The sequence below is a fragment of the Nostoc sp. TCL240-02 genome (assembly GCF_013343235.1).
Lineage (GTDB): Bacteria > Cyanobacteriota > Cyanobacteriia > Cyanobacteriales > Nostocaceae > Nostoc.
On sequence record NZ_CP040094.1, the window covers coordinates 6448913 to 6466695 of the forward strand.

The window sequence follows — 17783 nt, forward strand, 5'->3', positions numbered from 1 at the left end:
TTACAAATATTTCATGCTAACTGAGGTTTTTAGTGAACTTTTCCCCTTGATGAGTACAGCCAACCCACAGACCTTAGAATGGCTGCTCAATGTTGCAATTGAACATGAATACCCATCGGGGCGAGCCGTTGTGATGGAAGATGCCTGGGGTAATGCCGTTTACTTCGTGGTTTCTGGTTGGGTCAAAGTCCGGCGTACTGTCGGGGACGATTCAGTAGCTTTGGCAATTTTTGGTCGTGGCGATTTTTTTGGAGAAATGGCAATTTTAGATGAATCTCCACGCTCAACCGATGTTATCGCCCTTTCACCCGTGAAGTTGCTTAGTATATCCAGAGAGCGTTTTATTCAAATATTGTTTAAAGACCCACAGTTACATCACCGGATGCTGCAACTGATGGTGCGGCGATTGCGGCAAATTAACCAGCGATTACAAATGCGGTCTTCACCACCAGCAGTCAAACTCGCTCATACCCTAGTAACTTTAGGTGAAAGTTATGGTCAGGAATCAGACTTAGGAAGAGAAGTTTTTAACATTCCTTTTAAAGATTTAGCAGAGGTAACAGAAATCGGTGTTGAAGAAACCACCAAAATCATGGAAAAGCTGCATGAAAAAGGGTGGATCAAAATTGATAGCGCCAATAACATTACTTATCTTGTGAATTTCAAGCAGTTGATAAACTTGGCTGGCAAAGTGTGATTACTTTATGCGAGATAATCCATCATAGGTAGGGGTTGCTGAAAAAGAAAGAAAAGGTTGGTGTCTTGGGAAATAAACGGTGTAATATACTCACTCACAATATTGACTGCATCTTCTACTGTCGCCCATTCATCATCTAAGTAATTGACATAATTATCTCTTTTATCATCTGTAATTTTTTGATTCCCTAGAATAACTTTAGATTTATCCCATGTTTTGGCGTAATTGTTCTAGAATTATTTATTAATTTCAACCTTGGATGGCTATATTGGTAAATCCTGTTAGTCGTAGCGGTAATATCTAAATTGAACAAGATTAGTACTATGTCAGCTTTTCAGAATTTTTTTCTCAGAATTTCTTGAAACCACTCTTCAGTGCGATCGCCCATAGCTTCTAAAGAATATAGAATTTCTGCTTGCTGGCGACAAGTTTGTCGGTCAATTTCATCCAAATGCTTAATAGCTTCTACTAAACCTTGAACACTATCGGGTTCCACCAAAAAACCAGTTTTTCCTTCTTGGACAATTTCTGTTAAACCACCGCGACGATAAGCAATTAAAGGTACTCCACAAGCAAGCGCTTCTATTGCTACATTTCCAAATGCTTCTATCCAACGAGGGGTTACTAAAAGTGCTTGACATTTACCTAGCTCCTTTTGTAGCTCAAGCGTTGGTAAAAATCCTACATATTCTATAGGAGCATTAGGGTATTCTTGACAAATTTTTTCCCAATAAGATACATCCTGTTTTAACCCGAATATTTTCAATTTAATACCAGTGATTTCTGCTGCTGCTACTGCATCTTCTAGCCCTTTCTCAGGAGCTATCCTACCTACCCACGCCAAGCTCTGAGTTGGTTCCTGGCAAAATTGATAAATAGATAAATCCATGCCATTTAACAGACAAATACACCGCTCTGCAAATGTGAAAGTAGCTGCTTGTGTTTGGCTGTGAACACCAATACTACCAGGAAAATTGATTGCTACTTGTTCAATAATCTCATCCATTGCATCTGTCAAAGAACCCATACTGATCAGATGTGCGATCGGACAATTAAAAAATGGTGTTAAATAGAGTGGCAGCCAATCATAAGCAAAATTCACAATCAAATCATAATCTGCTTGCACTTGGCGAGCATAATCCCACATATTCACTAAAACAGAATTTTTATGCAGCAAAATTGGATCGCTACGACTCTGATTTTGCGCTGGTATCTGTATTAGTTCACCGGGAATTTCTCTAATCGGTAATGAATTGCTGATAGACCCTTGCGGTGCAACAATTTCTAATTTATGTCCTCGCCGCAGCATCTCTGTAGCAATATTAGATAAAGTCAACTCTACTCCACCTCCCAATCCTGAACCTAGCGGACCCATTGGAGTAGACATAAATAATAATTTATGGTACATTTCCGTCGTTAATCTATTTTTATCAACATCATTTTTTGAGATAAATAACTTGTTTAGCGGGTTTCGCTATGGATCCAACCAAAAAACATGTAATTAAATTCAACTCTGCTTACGATAGCAGCGAGTTGTAATTAAGTAAGGGTGAAAAACCTCTAAAAATTGACTCTGAAGTGTATTGAAAAATGCTTCTACAATTTTAGGCTCATCTAAATGAAAAGGAAATTCTTGATTAAAACCTTTAAAAAAATACCAATTCACTATCATTTTACCCTCAGAATTCAAAGATTGATAAAATTCTAATAACTGCTGGCTAGGGTCTGACAAATGTTCTAAAACATCAAAACACAAAATAGTATCAAATTTTTCTTTTGCAGGCATTTCAAGACTACAAATTATTTTTTTCCCTAGTCCCATTTTCTCTGCTCGATACTGAACAAAATCACGATTAATCGGATTAATATCATAATAAATAACTTGCTCCACTTGTGGACAAAGAGCAGCACCAAGGGTATGAGTTCCTATCCCTCCACCAAAATCTAACACTCTTCCTTGTGCACAATCTGCAATCAACTGCAACATATCTCCAATATAAGCATAACTTGATAGATGCCAAGCCCCCAATTCAAACAAGTAAAGTTCTCCTACTTTCTCACGATAGAAAGCAGTTGCTTCTTCCCAATTAAAATCTTTGCGTCCTAAGTTTTTTATTTCCTCTTGTCCTGCCGCTAACTTTGTCTCTATGGTTCCTGGATCTAAATGTAAAAAACCTTGTAAATGATCTTTTAGGTCAAATGAATTTTCTAAAAAGCTACTTAAGAAAGAAGGCGCAGTAGAGTTAACCATAAAATTTATATCACAACGAAATCAACGTATTCTATTATAGAATAGATATATACCGCTTTGACTTATTAACACTTGTAAACATCGATAAAAAGTGTAGTATATTTGAGCAATAGGTTCTAAAAAATAGGGATTTTCATGAAGATTGCCTTAGTTGCTGGAGGCTATATTCCTGCACCTCCCTTATCAAGTTCTATTTTGACTCTTATCCAAGAGTATAAATATTTTTTAGATAAGCTTGGACATCAAGTAAATATTTTTAATAATAAAGATGTTAATGAAGTTATAGATAAAATCAATAATGGAAATTATGATTTTGTACATTTACACGCCTATGAATTTGCTAGTCAATTCAATAAAAGCCTAGAGCAAAAATATTGTTTTAGTTGTCATAATGGCTATTTTTTAAAACAAGATAAATGGGAAGAAGATTTTAAAGAAGGATTTCAACATTACCTAAATGCACCTGGGATAATTGCCCTTTCTAATCCAACAAAAAATATTTTTATTAAAGCAGGCTATTCTGGATATATATCAGTGCAAATAAATGGTGTTGATACTCAAAAATTGAATTTTAAAGAAAAAGGAAATAATAAAGCTATTTGTTTGGGTTGGATTCAACCGAGAAAGCAGCAGAGATTGCTAGCAGAAACGATTGATGGTAAGTTAGGATTAGATTTTGTTGGGCCTTTAGATGATCCTAATTTTAAAGAAGGAACCACGACAAAACATTTAGGTATCTGGAGTTTAAAACAAGTTTATAATAATCTCACAGATTATAATTGTTTAGTTTTAATTAGTAATGGAGAAATTGCACCGCTTGTAGTATTAGAAGCAATGGCGGCAGGTTTATGTGTTGTTGTTTCAGAATCTGCTAGTGCTAACTTACACTCCAAAGAGTTTATTAAAGTTTTGCCAGATGATATATTAACTAATGCTACTGCCGAAAATAAAAAAATTGTTTGTGACACAATTATTGATTTAATTGAGAAAAATAAATCTTTTCGCAAAGAAATTGTAGAATATGTCAGGGAAAATTTTGATTTTAGTCACATCATCAAAAACTATATTCAGATAATTGACGATTTTAGCAAGTTTGATTATTAGTAAGCCATCAATCAGTAACTGTGTATGCTTAATACTGCATCACAGTAACAGGCATGGGGTTAGCAGAGAATTTTGCAGCACAAATTAGGATATTTAAGGAAAAATGAATCATGAATAAAGAAACGATAGAATTTATTGACAGAACATTATTAGTAGATGGAGATTATGTTTCAGTTGGGCTTGAAATTATCAAACCAGATAAATGTTTTCCTAATATGATTCTAGAAGATATAAATACTTCTGATTTGCATTCTCTAAAACGTGAAATTCCTCATAACATGTATGTAGATAAAAGAGAGACAGATGTAGGATTTCTCAGTAGGGATGAAGCACATATTCTTTATAATACTGCTCATAAGTTTAGGGATAAAAAAGCTTTAGCTATTGGCTGTTGGTATGGATGGTCTGTCTGCCATCTGGCATTAGCAGGAGTAAAATTAGATGTAATTGATGCTCTATTAGCCAGAAAAGATATTTATGAAAGTGTAACTAACTCTCTGCAATGTGCAGGTGTCCTAGACTCAGTTAATCTAGTAAGTAGTAATATTCCACAAAAAATAGAGGAGTTAGCCGAACAATTACAACGCAAGTGGTCGTTGATTTTTATTGACGGAACTAATGAAGCTATAAATCCACTCAATTATGCAATTATCTGCGAACAATTAGCAGAGACAGAAGCTTTTATTCTATTTAATAACTTAAACTCTCCCGATGTTACCCAAGGCTTAGATTACTTAAAGCAAAAAGGGTGGAACACAATGATTTATCAAACAAGACAGATTATGGGAGTTGCTTGGCGTGGCAATATTGAGCCGGTCCAACATCAGCCAGATCCAAATGTTAATTGGAGCGTACCAGAGCATTTACAAAACTATCATATAAGTGAATTATCATCAGATTCAGTAAATGAATTTATGAAAATTATTACTGCTATCCGACCTTATACCTTATTAGGCGAAATACGCTTATTTTCACTTTACTCTCTAGCAAAAAAAATTTGTATAGAAGATATTCCCGGAAATTTTGTTGAATGTGGAAGTTATAAAGGGGGAGCAGCAGCACTTTTAGCATCCGTAATTAAGCGATACAGCTTGCGCCCACGTCTACTTTATGCCTGTGATACTTTTGAAGGAATGCCCGAACCGACGGAGATAGATATATATAATGGAATACCTGCAAATGAAACTGGGTTTGGAGTTGGCACTTTAAAAGCTCCAATTGGAGAAAATATACAAGCGATTTGTCAATTGTTAAAAGTCCAAGATATTGTTGTACCTGTTAAGGGTTTGTTTGCTAATACATTGCCTCAATATAAATCAGAGATAGGCAATATTGCTTTTATGCACGCTGATGGAGACTGGTATGAATCAACAATGGATATCTTCAATACGCTCTATGATAGCGTTGTTATTAATGGGATGATTCAGGTGGATGACTATGGCCATTGGGATGGTTGCCAAAAAGCCTTACATGACTTTGAGCGTTTGAAAAGGGAGAAATTTAACCTGCATCGAATTGACTACACTGCGGTGTGGTTTAAGAAAGGTTAAATAATATTTAACAGCCCAATACTTTTAGAAGGATGTCACTTAATTTTTGAGTTATGTATTGGTCTGTTAAATATCTTCCTAAGTTTTATTCAATTTGCATAAAGCAAATATTTTTTTACCAGACTAAAGTACAATCTTCAGGGTCTAATATGCCAACTTCTTTATTGACTCTGATGGTGGGAATGATTTTAATTAACTCTTCTTTTGTATATGAATTAAAATCTTCTGGATTGATTTCATTGTATGTAATATAGCCTTTGGTGGCAGAAAGAAGCACCTTTTCTAGATAAATATCTTGTATTTCTCGCCTCAGTTCCGTGAAGGCATAATTGCTAATTACAAGATCATAATTCTCTTTAGGTAATTCATTCATTGTCTTATAGACTAGCGTCGTGTTTAATGGGTAATGATCTAAATATTTTTGAGCTAGCATTAGTACTGGTTTTAGATCAACCAACGTATAGGTTTTTACCTTAAAATAACTACTGACAATTCTACATAGCCCTCCATAACCAACTCCGATTTCACATATATTTAAGTTATCTAGAGTGCCAAATTCAGATTCTAAATCTGACAAAATTTTTATGTATCGTAGGGTAGGTGGTGCGATTGTACCAATGCCCTCGTAATCAAAAACTATAGGATTGCCAATCCGATCATTTTTAAGAAATTCATTAATCTTACTCAATACCTTAGAAGAAGAATTTTTGGTTGCTTCCAGATACTCTAAGCCTTGACCGAAGTCGTCGTGTTCTAATGCGATCTTGTATATTTCATTGCGACGAAAATCTTTAAATATGGAAGAATCCAAGCTAGCTTTTAAACAGAATTCAGGATAGTCAATATTGTCAGTCAGGCTGGTTTGTAAAACCTTATCTTGGGAGTTCATGCTTACTACTGTCCTTATTTAGGCATAACTATTTATTCAACTTAGTTGCCCAGCTAGTCTATAAATGAAGAGTCATAAGTCACTTACAAATAAAAGCTGAATACAGAAGAGTCTATGAATAGTTCTTCTGTAAGCTACCAAGCAGATACTGTGATAGAGGTCGATGCTTAATAGTTCTCTTACCTCAGAGTTTAGTTACAAAACTGACCTCAACTCTTACGTGTAAAATTACCATACATCAGCTAGAGATTCAATATTTTGGATAAAACAACCCAAATACTCTCTATGACAGCGTTCTCGCTAATGGTATAATTATAATGCTGATGAGTAACTACGGTTATTGGAAAAATTATTATACCAATTATTTCTGAAACTGCACAAAATCAAGGTTGGTCACACTTGGGGCTTAGTCACAAAGTCTGACAAACCTCACAGGTAATCGGGATCAGAAAGCTTTACATGAGTTTGAACATTTGAGAGGTAAGCAATTTAACCTTCATCAAATTGCCTACACTATGGTGTATTTTAAAAAGAGTAAATTGATAGATACTAAACACATATAAAAATAGATTCAAGATATAAACATAAATACTTACATACGGAGTTTTTAGTTTCATGATTATCAGTCTATAAATTTATCTATAAAGTCTTACATCATCCTTTATTATTCCTGATTTTATATTTTACTTTTTATCCTTCAGATAATGCAATTGATTAACTACTTGGCATGAACTTTACTCTTTTTAAATCCCAAATTCAAAAAACTTTCCGCCAGATGACCAATTCTGCTTGGCGGCTTTCGCTGGTAGGAATTATTCTGAGTATATTTTTAATATTATTATATGGTTGTCAGGGGACATTACAGAATAATGATAGAGTAATTAATCTGAGTTTATGGCAATCAATAAATCCTCCTGCTAATCGGGATGTGTTTAACAAACTAGTAAATAAATTTAATCAAACTCATACTGATATCCAAGTAGAATCTATCTTCATCGGTCAACCCCAATTGCCAAAAATATTAACAGCAGTTGTGGGCAATACACCTCCAGATATTCTGTCATTCGATCCTCAATTGACAGGTCAGTTTATGGAACTAGGGGCAATTCGACCTTTAGAAGAATGGCTGGACAAATTGCCATTGAAGTCGGAAATTAGCCCCAACCTATTGGAGGAATTAAAATTAGACGATCATCTTTGGTCAATTCCACTTTACACGAGCAATCTAGGGATTTTTTACCGACCTAAACTTTTTCAAGCTGCGGGAATTACGCAAATTCCTAAAACTTGGGAAGAGTTAAGGGAAGTCGCCAAAAAATTGACCATAGACCGGAATGGTGATAATAAACCTGAACAGTACGGAATGTTGCTGCCTTTAGGAAAGGGAGAATGGACTGTCTTTAGTTGGTTTCCTTTTTTATTGGGTGCTGGCGGCGAGGTAGTGACAAATAACCGTCCGAATTTAACGAATCAGGCAGCTATTAGTGCCTTGCAATTCTGGCAAAACCTCATGAAGGATGGATCAGTAATGCTTTCGCCTCCAGAACGTGGTTATGAAGAGGATGCTTTTATCACGGGCCGGGTTGCGATGCAAATCACAGGGCCTTGGACTTACATCATGAAGTCTAATGTTGATTATGAAGTTTTCCCTATACCTGCAAGTGTTGAACCTGCTACGGTGACAGCGACGGGAATATTGTATCTAATGAAGACTACGCCAGCAAGAGAGAAAGCAGCACTCAAATTTTTGGAGTATGTTTTGAGTGAAGACTTTCAAAAAGAATGGAGTGTCGGAACGGGTTTTTTACCAGTTAATATCAAAGCTGGTCAAAGTGAAGCTTTTAAGAAATTTATTAGCAAAAAACCAGTTTTAAAAGTATTTATGGAGCAGATATCTGTAGCACTTCCTCGACCAATTATTGCTGGATATAGTCGTCTTTCTGACAGTCTTGGTCGAGCGATCGAGGCGACATTACTAGGTGAGTCTGCCGAAAAAGCACTCAGGGCAGCACAAGAACGTTTAGAACTTATTTGGGATGACAAATGAAAATCCTGAAGAAACTCTAGTTTAGCGATGTGGATTTCTTTTTAATGTACACAAACCAATTGCTGGTATAGCTCCCAGTATGACTGCCGTAAGCCCTTGTCCACTCCAATACAATATAAAATTACGGCTTGCTTCTGGAATCAGATTTTGCACCAGAAAAAGCATCCAAACCAAAATAGTAATTAATAAGAAAGCAATTGAGGGTAAAAAATTCCACCACCAAATACCTGCTGTATATCGCCTCAGTACCAGCCATTGGCAAAGCCCTAGCCAAACACCAGAAATTATATATGCGATCGCAGATAAAAATCCGAAAATAAAAGTTTCTTCAGGTGATGATGAGGCTATGGATGAGATGTAGTTAATCCACGCTGTAGAAACACCGTTGGCAATCAGCCAACCGACGCTAGTCGCAAATAGCCATTGTAAACCAGGTAAATATCGGTAAACGATCAGGGCTTGGTCAGCAGCAAAAATTACGGCAAATACAACGTTACTGAGACTTCTGACCAAAATACTCCATGTTTGTGCCTGGAGAGCAATACTCGGTGAGCTTTGGAGAATAATTTTCTCTAAGGCGATACTGGCAACACCACCCACAACCCATCCAATCAGGGTCATTAAGGTAAACTGAATAAAGAACCTCTGTCGCTGCGATCGCGGAATCAAAAAGTTTCCTGAATTTAGCTCGTTTTTAGCAGATGCAACACGATCGGGACTATTAGAGTCAGTTTCCATAAGAAATTAGGGTAGCGAGGGAATAGGGAGATTAGGAAGATAGGGAAGCAGGGGGAGAATGACTAATGCCCACTCCTCAGTTAAATATTGATTCTTGTTTTATCCTATTTCTCACTCGTCAGTCCCTATTTTCTATTATTTGCCACTACCTGAAAGCGAGTCTATTATGTCAATAATAGCAGTGGATTCTCAATAAACTCTGAGATAATCTCATTAACTTAAGCTTATTGCTAAAGGGTTAAGAGTTGCCCGTCATAGATATATGCCTAACACAACGCTAGTTGCTACCCTGCGGGAATGCTAATAACGTAGCTTGTTTCCCCGTAGGAGTACAAGTCGGTATCAGCCAACGCAGTGGTTCCCCTACAGAAATTTTATTTTTACTTTATAAATAACCTTTTAACCTTAGTTGCGATCAAGAGTAATTTAGATATGTTTTTCCTGACCACTAAAATTGCACAAGACACTTCACTTAATCTTTAAAGAAATTTTAGTGTATATACCGTATCTTTTGCGAGTTGGAAAAATCAGAATAGTAGTACAAAGCATCAAGATAAACTTACATCTTCGAGCTTGTTGTACTCGACAACAGTCATATAGAAAGAAATAATAATTTTTGATTTTCTTCTAGTTTGTTCGAGTAATGAAACCAGTTTTGTATAGCTAGGTTTCAAGAAAAGTTCAGTCTTAATTATCTTTGTGTTCTTCAAGGTTTATTATTCGAATGCTGCAAAAAATCTCCTTGGCTTTACTCGGAACAACTGCTGTGGTTATGAGTGCGAATCCAGCTAGTGCCGTAACTCTGCAAGTCAATAGTGGCCCGTTTTCTAGCTACGCTGATGCCAAAACTGTCACCTTTGATGATGGTACAGCAAATGATCCTAATGGATTTGTTACTTACTCTAATATTACTAGTAATATTGTTCAAGGTAGCGTATCTGGTCAATACGCCTCACCTTATGGAGATAACACCAAATTCCTAACAATTTCTCCAAAAAATAGTAATGTTGCAGGCGACAGTGGTTTTGTCAATATTGTATTCAAAGAAGCTGTTAATTACTTCGGTTTTTATGCAGGTTCATTGGATGATTACAACTTTGTTGATATTTACAAAGGTAATCAGTTGGTAAAGACTTTTAGTGGTGCAGATGTGCCAACTGCTATAGCTAATGGTAGTTGGACTAGCACTCAAGCTAATATGTTTATCAATCTTGTCGCTGATACAGGAGAAACATTTGACCGAGTTGTGATGCGCTCAAATGGTATTGCCTTTGAAACAGATAACCACGCCTATAGACTAGCCAAGAGCGTTCCCGAATCTAATACGATGTTAGGTGTGTTAGCAATTGGTGCTTGTGGTATGACTTCACTCTTCAAACGCTCACAACAGAAAGTGGCAGTGAAAGGATAAATTTATCAGAATACCGGTTTAAAATTTTTAAGAATGTATCTCTACGCCAGGCGTAGAGATACATTTGTTATTTATCATGCAGTTTTACTCATGCGTTCCCTTGATGTATAAGTTAAGAGGTGCATTTCTACGTGGCACTCAAAGCAATAATTTTATGTGGTAAGCCAAAAAAACATATAGATTGTAGCGCTTGCGGGTACTAATACTGTTGTAAAGCTAACCGAGCGCTCATGTCTAAATAATCAAAATATTATAAAATATTACTATTATGCGCTGCTATTCACCTTTTCCTGAAAACCTGCTGGAAAAGCGTAATCCCAGAATGATAAGCTAAACAGTGGCATAAATAGGATGAAGTATTAATGGGTGTTTATTCAACGACTCCTCATCTCTTACGGGCTGCTCGCGGTGAAGTAGTAGATCGTCCCCCTGTATGGATGATGCGACAAGCGGGACGATATATGAAAGCATATCGAGACTTAAGAGAGAAGTATCCTTCGTTTCGCGATCGCTCGGAAATTCCAGATGTAGCAATTGAAGTTTCCTTGCAACCGTGGAGAGCCTTCCAACCAGATGGAGTAATTTTATTTTCTGATATTGTCACCCCCTTACCTGGTTTGGGCATTGACATGGATATCGCCGAAGGTAAAGGGCCAATCATTCACTCGCCCCTCCGCACTCAAGAACAAATTGATCGTCTGCATCCCTTAGAACCAGAAGCAGCTTTACCATTTATCAAGACAATTTTACAGGCGTTGCGTTCTGAAGTAGGCGATAAATCAACGGTGTTAGGCTTTGTGGGTGCGCCGTGGACATTAGCAGCTTATGCAGTTGAGGGAAAAGGTTCTAAAACCTACTCCATCATTAAAAACATGGCATTCTCAGATCCGACGATACTGCATCAACTGTTAACTAAATTAGCAGATGCGATCGCCATCTATGCCCGCTATCAAATTGACTGTGGCGCTCAAGTTGTGCAAATGTTCGATTCCTGGGCGGGTCAATTGAGTCCTCAAGATTATGACACCTTTGCTCTCCCCTATCAGCAGCGAGTTTTCCAGCAAGTCAAACAAACCCACCCCGATACACCATTGATTTTGCTAGTTAGCGGTAGTGCGGGTGTGTTGGAAAGAATGGCACAATCTGGCGCTGATATTGTCAGTGTAGACTGGGCAGTGGATATGGCAGATGCACGGGCTAGATTGGGTAAGCAAGTCAAAGTTCAAGGAAATCTTGACCCAGGCGTGCTATTCGGCTCTAAACAGTTTATCCGCGATCGCATTCTCGATACCGTTCGCAAAGCTGGCAATTGGGGTCACATTCTCAATCTCGGTCATGGTGTCCTTCCAGAAACTCCCGAAGAAAACGTCGCTTTCTTCTTTGAAACCGCAAAGGAATTGAATCTTGCAGGAGTTAAGAATTAGGAGTCATACAATTTTAGATTTTAGATTTTAGATTTTAGATTTTTCTTTCAATCCAAAATCCAAAATTCAAAATCTAAAATTTTCAGAGTTATTAAGTTATCAGTTGTAACTCGGAACTTTTAACTTTATTCTTAACTCTTTAGTTTTAACTCCTAACGTTTGATAAATTTTTATGAGCCAGAAACGAATCTTAGTGACTGGTGCAAGTGGTTGTATAGGTCATTATTTAACAGAAGCCTTAATTAAAGAAACAGACTACGAACTGTATCTGCTAGTTAGGAACCCAAGCAAACTGCAAGTTGATACTAAAGCCCGTTCAGGTATCAACATATTACAAGGTGATATGCAAAATATTTGCCAGTTTGCCGATTTACTATCTACAATTGATACGGCTGTACTCACCGCTACGGCTTGGGGTGGTGATGAAACATTTGATATTAATGTCGTCAAGACTATAGAATTGCTCGAATTACTAGATCCAGAACGTTGCCAGCAGGTGATTTATTTTTCGACAGCTAGCGTTTTGGATCGCTACAATCAACCATTAAAAGAAGCCGGGGAAATTGGGACAGATTACATCCGTTCCAAATATGAATGCTTACAAAAAAAAGAAAAATTAGCGATCGCACCCAAAATTACCACAGTATTTCCGACTGTAGTATTGGGTGGTGATGCGAATAAACCCTATTCTGCTGTTACATCTGGCATTCCAGAAGTAACGAAATATATTAATTTAATTCGCTTTTTGGAAGCAGATGGTAGTTTTCACTTTATCCACGGACGAGATATTGCCACTGTAGTACGATATTTAATTGATCGTACTTCCGAAAACGATCAACCACGTCGGCTTGTTTTGGGCCAAGCACCGTTAACTGCTAATCAAGCAGTGGAACAAGTTTGTGCTTATCTGGGCAAAAAGATTTACTTTCGCATTCCCATCTCCATAGCATTGGCTAATTTGATTATTGTTCTGTTTCGTATTCAAATAGCTGCTTGGGATAGATTTTGTATGAACTATCGGCATTTCACATACGAAAAATTCATAAATCCCAATAGTTTTGGCTTGCCAAATTATTGTGCAACCATGAGTGATGTTTTAAAAATTAGTGGCGTTGAACGTGCTGATTGAGAAAATATGTATTATTTGCTAATGATAACGGTCATTTCTTGCAAAGATAAGCCGACACAAGCTGCCAGTTCTTCCAATGTCAATCGTTCGCGTGTGCTTGCTTCTAACGTAGACGTTGCAGCTGCAACGTAGTCAGGATTAGCAAGATGGTTGACATTCTTAGGAAAAGTTGCTTGGGAATAAAGGCTGGCAATACCTGAGCCTCCAGTAAATTTTTGTATTTGATAAGTGGCAATTAAAGCTGCTTGACGCGCTTGGAGATAAGCAACATAGTGTTGTATGATAGCTAACCTTTTTTGCTGTCTAGCTTCCTGCCAACGAGCTCGTAAAACAGGAAGCTGTTGAAAAGTACTGATGAATTTAATCGGGTCAACTGTAACGGTTAAGGAAAAGCTGTTTGAGCGTTCAGATGGGGAATCGGGTGATGTTGAAACTGTAGTTAGACCTGGAGATAATTCGATAGCTACGACATCCCTAAAAGCATTTAATCCCATTGCAGCTTTTGTTTCTAGCACTTGGGCTGAGTTGCGTTCAGCAATACCTACTAATTGCTCAATAATTTTGAGATCATGCTGTGTAATCTCAGTTTGAAGTAGGTTAGGTTGATTACCGTAACTGGACTTATCTTCGGATGCAACCACAGGAAATGTAGTACTGATAAATGTAACGGCAAGGAGAATCTTGAAACTTTGTGCAAAAGCTTTTGGGAGCCATCGTGCGATCATCTGATTGATTTATTCTGAAGCTACTACACTTCTTTTCTAATTTGCTTCTATTTTTAGAATACAACTAAATGAGAATATTTCTTATAAGTGTGGAGTCTTTTTTAAGAAATATAGTTAGTAGATGGTGATAATATCAGTCTGTAAAGCCTTTAAATCAAAGGCTTGGATATCTATTCAGGATTTTAGACGATTAAGATTCTTTATAGATTTTAGTGATAATGTTTAACATATAGGCGATCGCTTATGACAGTTGCCTAAGTCCCAATACGGTTCGGATAAGGTTTTTGATGACACACCCTAGATCGCATCTCTTCCCTTAACCGAACCGTATTGGCTTAAGCCCTACTGATATGAATTTAGTTTGTAGCCTCGTCGTAGTTAGAGAAACCAGAAATCTCCTGATTCCTGTTTCAACATGCTTTTATTTTTGCCGATTAGCTGCAAGAATTCCAGTCGCTAGCCGCCCATTAAAAGGAAAAATATCGGTGGTAAGATAAAACAACTTTAATAAAAAGTCAATAACTCTTTATTTTCGTTAGAGTGGGATAACAATCAAAGTGTGAGGATTGATACTACATGCGAATCTTGTTAGTGTATCCAATATTTCCCAAAACCTTTTGGTCTTATGAAAAAATCTTAGAGTTAGTTGATCGCAAAGTTTTATTACCACCTCTGGGTTTAGTAACAGTAGCCGCAATTTTGCCCCAAGAATGGGAATTCAAGCTGGTAGATCGCAACATCCGCGCAGCAACAGAAGAAGAGTGGGCATGGGCAGATGTAGTAATTCTTTCTGCGATGATTGTCCAGAAACAAGATTTACTTGAACAAATTCAGGAAGCAAAAAAACGTGGCAAGCTAGTCGCAGTTGGCGGCCCCTATCCAACCTCTGTACCTCATGAAGTTGAAAATGTTGGCGCAGATTTTCTCATTCTGGATGAAGGGGAAATCACGCTACCCATGTTTATTGAGGCAATTCAACGGGGTGAAACTTCTGGAACTTTCCGCGCCACAGAAAAGCCTGATGTCACAAGCACACCAATACCCCGCTTTGATTTATTAGAATTGAATGCCTATGACATGATGTCGGTGCAGTTTTCGCGTGGGTGTCCCTTCCAGTGCGAATTTTGCGACATTATTGTTCTCTACGGGCGTAAACCGCGCACCAAAACTCCAGCACAACTGTTAGCAGAGTTAGATTGCCTCTATGAATTGGGTTGGCGGCGGGGTGTGTTCATGGTGGATGACAACTTTATTGGCAACAAGCGAAATGTGAAATTGTTGCTGAAAGAGTTAAAAGTCTGGATGGCAGAACACAAGTATCCCTTCCGATTTGACACTGAAGCTTCAATTGACTTAGCCCAAGATGCAGAAATGTTGGAGTTGATGGTTGAGTCTGGTTTCTCGGCGGTGTTTTTAGGAATTGAAACGCCGGATGAGGATAGTTTGCAAATGACCAAGAAGTTTCAAAATACTCGCAGTTCTCTAACTGAGGCAGTGGAAACCATCATCAAAGCTGGATTGCGCCCAATGGCTGGGTTTATTATCGGTTTTGATGGGGAAAAAGCAGGCGCAGGCGATCGCATTGTCCGCTTTGCAGAACAAGCAGCTATTCCCTCTACTACCTTTGCAATGTTGCAAGCGTTACCTAATACCGCGCTTTGGCATCGCCTGAAAAAAGAAGGGCGGCTGCGGGAAAATCAAGATGGCAACATCAACCAAACAACATTGATGAACTTCCTGCCCACCCGTCCCCTGGAAGAACTGGCACGAGAATATATTGAAGCGTTTTGTACTTTATACGATCCAGTAAATTATTTGGATCGCACCTATCGCTGCTTCTTGATGATGGGTTTGCCGAATTGGAAAGCGCCAGCAAAAATGCCAGAGTGGGTGGTTGTAAAAGCGTTGTTGATTGTAATTTGGCGACAAGGAATCAAACGGGAAACCCGTTGGAAGTTCTGGCACCATTTGTTTAGTATTCTCAAGCGTAACCCTGGAGTTATTGAGCATTACATCTCTGCTTGCGCCCACAACGAGCATTTTTTAGAGTATCGCCAAATTGTGCGCGATCAAATTGAAAGTCAGTTAACTGAATATCTCGCACAAGGTGCAGAACAGCCTTATGTGCTAGTAAAGGAAAAAGCTGAGGAAAAAGCTGAAGCGGTAGTTAGTTAAACGTGGTAACAGATAAGCCAATCGCAAGTGATTGATCGTATCTTCACCCGTACAATTATACGGGTGAATTTACGTATATAGTTAGTAGCATTTATGAATGAAAGCAGTTCTTGCAGAGGCAAATTTTCCCCTGCCCCCTGCCTCTTCATCTCCCGCGATCGCGTTCTAAATCATCAATCACTCTTTGCAAATACCACTCATCTGACATTCCAGGATGATAATCCTGTTTCTGCTGAATCAATCTTTCGGCAATTTCCCAATATCCTCCAACCATTCGCAAAAGTCTCTGATGTAGCAGGTTATACTTTTGCTTTGTTGACTGGGGACTAAATTTTTGGATTTTTTCTAGACTACTTAAAACTTGTTGATAATTGACCCAGTCTTCTTGTTCACAAAAGATACTCGCCGCCCGTTGATAATCTTCCATAGCGTTTTGGATTTCTTCTAAACAAGTATAGGCAATGCCGCGATTGTAGTAAGCTTGAGCATCATTAGAATTAATTTGCAGCGCTTGAGTGTAATCTTGAATTGCACCGAGATAGTTGCCCGTTGTCCGATAGGCATTACCTCTAGCAACATAGACTAAGGGATCTTGTGGTTGCATCTGGAGTGCTTGGTTAAGATCCGCGATCGCACCTTGATGATCTCCCAATATAGAACGGGCTTTACCTCGGTTGCGATAAACAATGGCATCTTGAAAATTTAGTCGCAATGCTTGATTAAAATCTGCGATCGCTTCTCGATAATTTCCCAGTTTACAACGCACAACCCCACGACAGCAGTAAGCTTGGGCATCTTCTGAATCTGCTTTCAATACCCAGTTTAAATCGGCCAGTGCCTCTTGAGTATCTCCCTTTTCAGCTTTTTCTAATAATTGAGTGAAATAATCATTGGTGGATAAAATTGGCGCATTGGTAGAACGCGATTGTTGTACAACAGATAATTCTTGGGGTTGTAGCTGTTTAATTCGTTCCAGACACAGACGACAATTCTCTTTATCCTGTTGTTCTAGATATAATTGTGCAGCCTTTTTAAAGTTAGCGATCGCATCTTGAAGATAACCCTGTTTGCGCCGCACCATCCCTCGCAGATTATAAGCCGCAGCATAATTGAGATTGAGACGAATAGCGCGTTCAACATCTTCCAGCGCCCCTGGTAAATTTTTCAGCGCCACCCTAGCCAATGCACGACAATAATATGCCTCTACACTCTCAGGATTAAGTTTCAGAGCTTCAGTATAATCTGAAACAGCCTTAAGGATTGCTCCTGAGTCATAATATGCTAAACCCCTTTGCAAGTAAGCTTCGGTAAAGTAAGGTGTCAGTTGTAAAGCATGGCTAAATTCCTCAATTGCTCCAGCGTAGTCTTTTCGCCTAGCCTTTTCCAATCCTCTATTGTAAAATTCGTCATTCATAATATTTGTTTGGTTGATTCAGTTAGTTGAATTCCAGCAAGCTTGCTTCGTAGCCTAACCTATCCACTCACTCTTAATATTCTAAGTATTCAGCATGGCTTTGGTTCATTTCGGATTTGCAGTGAATTAAAACGAACACACACCGTAAATTTTATTAGCGGGATTCACCCAATTGAATATTGTACACCTCCAGGTTTTTCAGTTAGATTTAGTACAAATTTTAGCTAAA

Annotated in this window: 14 protein-coding genes; 8 read left to right on the forward strand and 6 right to left on the reverse strand. The window is 38.1% G+C overall.

Annotation, left to right across the window (positions count from 1 at the left end):
• Nucleotides 1–13: 13 nt before the first annotated feature.
• Nucleotides 14–697: a Crp/Fnr family transcriptional regulator gene (locus FBB35_RS27480; protein ID WP_114081365.1), complete on the forward strand. Its 684-nt coding sequence runs from the start codon at nt 14–16 to the stop codon at nt 695–697.
• 334 nt (nt 698–1031) lie between these two features.
• Here the strand turns inward: FBB35_RS27480 and FBB35_RS27485 are convergent, their stop codons facing one another.
• A complete protein-coding gene (locus tag FBB35_RS27485; RefSeq protein ID WP_368041805.1) occupies nt 1032–2084 on the reverse strand; it encodes a glycosyltransferase family 4 protein in 1053 nt (350 codons plus the stop codon).
• Between the two features lie 120 nt (nt 2085–2204).
• Nucleotides 2205–2948 carry a bifunctional 2-polyprenyl-6-hydroxyphenol methylase/3-demethylubiquinol 3-O-methyltransferase UbiG gene (locus FBB35_RS27490; RefSeq protein ID WP_174712281.1) on the reverse strand — a complete coding sequence of 248 codons (744 nt, stop codon included), beginning with the start codon at nt 2946–2948 and terminating at the stop codon, nt 2205–2207.
• 135 nt (nt 2949–3083) lie between these two features.
• On the opposite strand from FBB35_RS27490, the gene FBB35_RS27495 reads away from it, so the two are divergent.
• Both FBB35_RS27495 and FBB35_RS27500 read left to right on the forward strand, forming a co-directional pair.
• Nucleotides 3084–4052 (forward strand): glycosyltransferase, encoded by a 969-nt coding sequence (locus FBB35_RS27495; RefSeq protein WP_174712282.1) that lies wholly within the window; start codon nt 3084–3086, stop codon nt 4050–4052.
• A gap of 110 nt (nt 4053–4162) precedes the next feature.
• Nucleotides 4163–5602 (forward strand): TylF/MycF/NovP-related O-methyltransferase, encoded by a 1440-nt coding sequence (locus tag FBB35_RS27500; RefSeq protein ID WP_174712283.1) that lies wholly within the window; start codon nt 4163–4165, stop codon nt 5600–5602.
• Nucleotides 5603–5717: 115 nt separating this feature from the next.
• Here the strand turns inward: FBB35_RS27500 and FBB35_RS27505 are convergent, their stop codons facing one another.
• Nucleotides 5718–6491: a putative sugar O-methyltransferase gene (locus FBB35_RS27505; protein ID WP_174712284.1), complete on the reverse strand. Its 774-nt coding sequence runs from the start codon at nt 6489–6491 to the stop codon at nt 5718–5720.
• A 727-nt stretch (nt 6492–7218) separates the two neighbouring features.
• Between FBB35_RS27505 and FBB35_RS27510 the strand changes: the two genes are divergently transcribed.
• Nucleotides 7219–8538 carry an ABC transporter substrate-binding protein gene (locus tag FBB35_RS27510; protein ID WP_174712285.1) on the forward strand — a complete coding sequence of 440 codons (1320 nt, stop codon included), beginning with the start codon at nt 7219–7221 and terminating at the stop codon, nt 8536–8538.
• A gap of 21 nt (nt 8539–8559) precedes the next feature.
• Here the strand turns inward: FBB35_RS27510 and FBB35_RS27515 are convergent, their stop codons facing one another.
• Complete coding sequence (locus FBB35_RS27515; RefSeq protein ID WP_174712286.1) at nt 8560–9276, reverse strand: hypothetical protein; 717 nt, start codon at nt 9274–9276, stop codon at nt 8560–8562.
• Nucleotides 9277–10000: 724 nt separating this feature from the next.
• Between FBB35_RS27515 and FBB35_RS27520 the strand changes: the two genes are divergently transcribed.
• The 3 genes from FBB35_RS27520 (at nt 10001) to FBB35_RS27530 (ending at nt 13240) form a co-directional block, all read left to right on the forward strand.
• Nucleotides 10001–10687: a PEP-CTERM sorting domain-containing protein gene (locus FBB35_RS27520; protein WP_174712287.1), complete on the forward strand. Its 687-nt coding sequence runs from the start codon at nt 10001–10003 to the stop codon at nt 10685–10687.
• Between the two features lie 362 nt (nt 10688–11049).
• On the forward strand, nt 11050–12111 hold the full coding sequence (gene hemE, locus FBB35_RS27525; RefSeq protein ID WP_174712288.1) for a uroporphyrinogen decarboxylase: 1062 nt from the start codon (nt 11050–11052) through the stop codon (nt 12109–12111).
• 172 nt (nt 12112–12283) lie between these two features.
• On the forward strand, nt 12284–13240 hold the full coding sequence (locus tag FBB35_RS27530; RefSeq protein ID WP_174712289.1) for an NAD(P)-dependent oxidoreductase: 957 nt from the start codon (nt 12284–12286) through the stop codon (nt 13238–13240).
• 11 nt (nt 13241–13251) lie between these two features.
• On the opposite strand, the gene FBB35_RS27535 is transcribed toward FBB35_RS27530, so the two are convergent.
• Nucleotides 13252–13965, reverse strand: coding sequence for a hypothetical protein (locus tag FBB35_RS27535; RefSeq protein ID WP_174712290.1), 714 nt, complete (start codon nt 13963–13965; stop codon nt 13252–13254).
• Nucleotides 13966–14541: 576 nt separating this feature from the next.
• Here FBB35_RS27535 and FBB35_RS27540 point away from each other — a divergent pair.
• The gene (locus FBB35_RS27540) at nt 14542–16140 is read left to right on the forward strand and encodes a B12-binding domain-containing radical SAM protein (protein WP_174712291.1); all 1599 of its coding nucleotides are present in this window, start codon (nt 14542–14544) and stop codon (nt 16138–16140) included.
• A 145-nt stretch (nt 16141–16285) separates the two neighbouring features.
• On the opposite strand, the gene FBB35_RS27545 is transcribed toward FBB35_RS27540, so the two are convergent.
• Nucleotides 16286–17554 carry a tetratricopeptide repeat protein gene (locus FBB35_RS27545; protein ID WP_174712292.1) on the reverse strand — a complete coding sequence of 423 codons (1269 nt, stop codon included), beginning with the start codon at nt 17552–17554 and terminating at the stop codon, nt 16286–16288.
• Nucleotides 17555–17783: the final 229 nt, after the last annotated feature.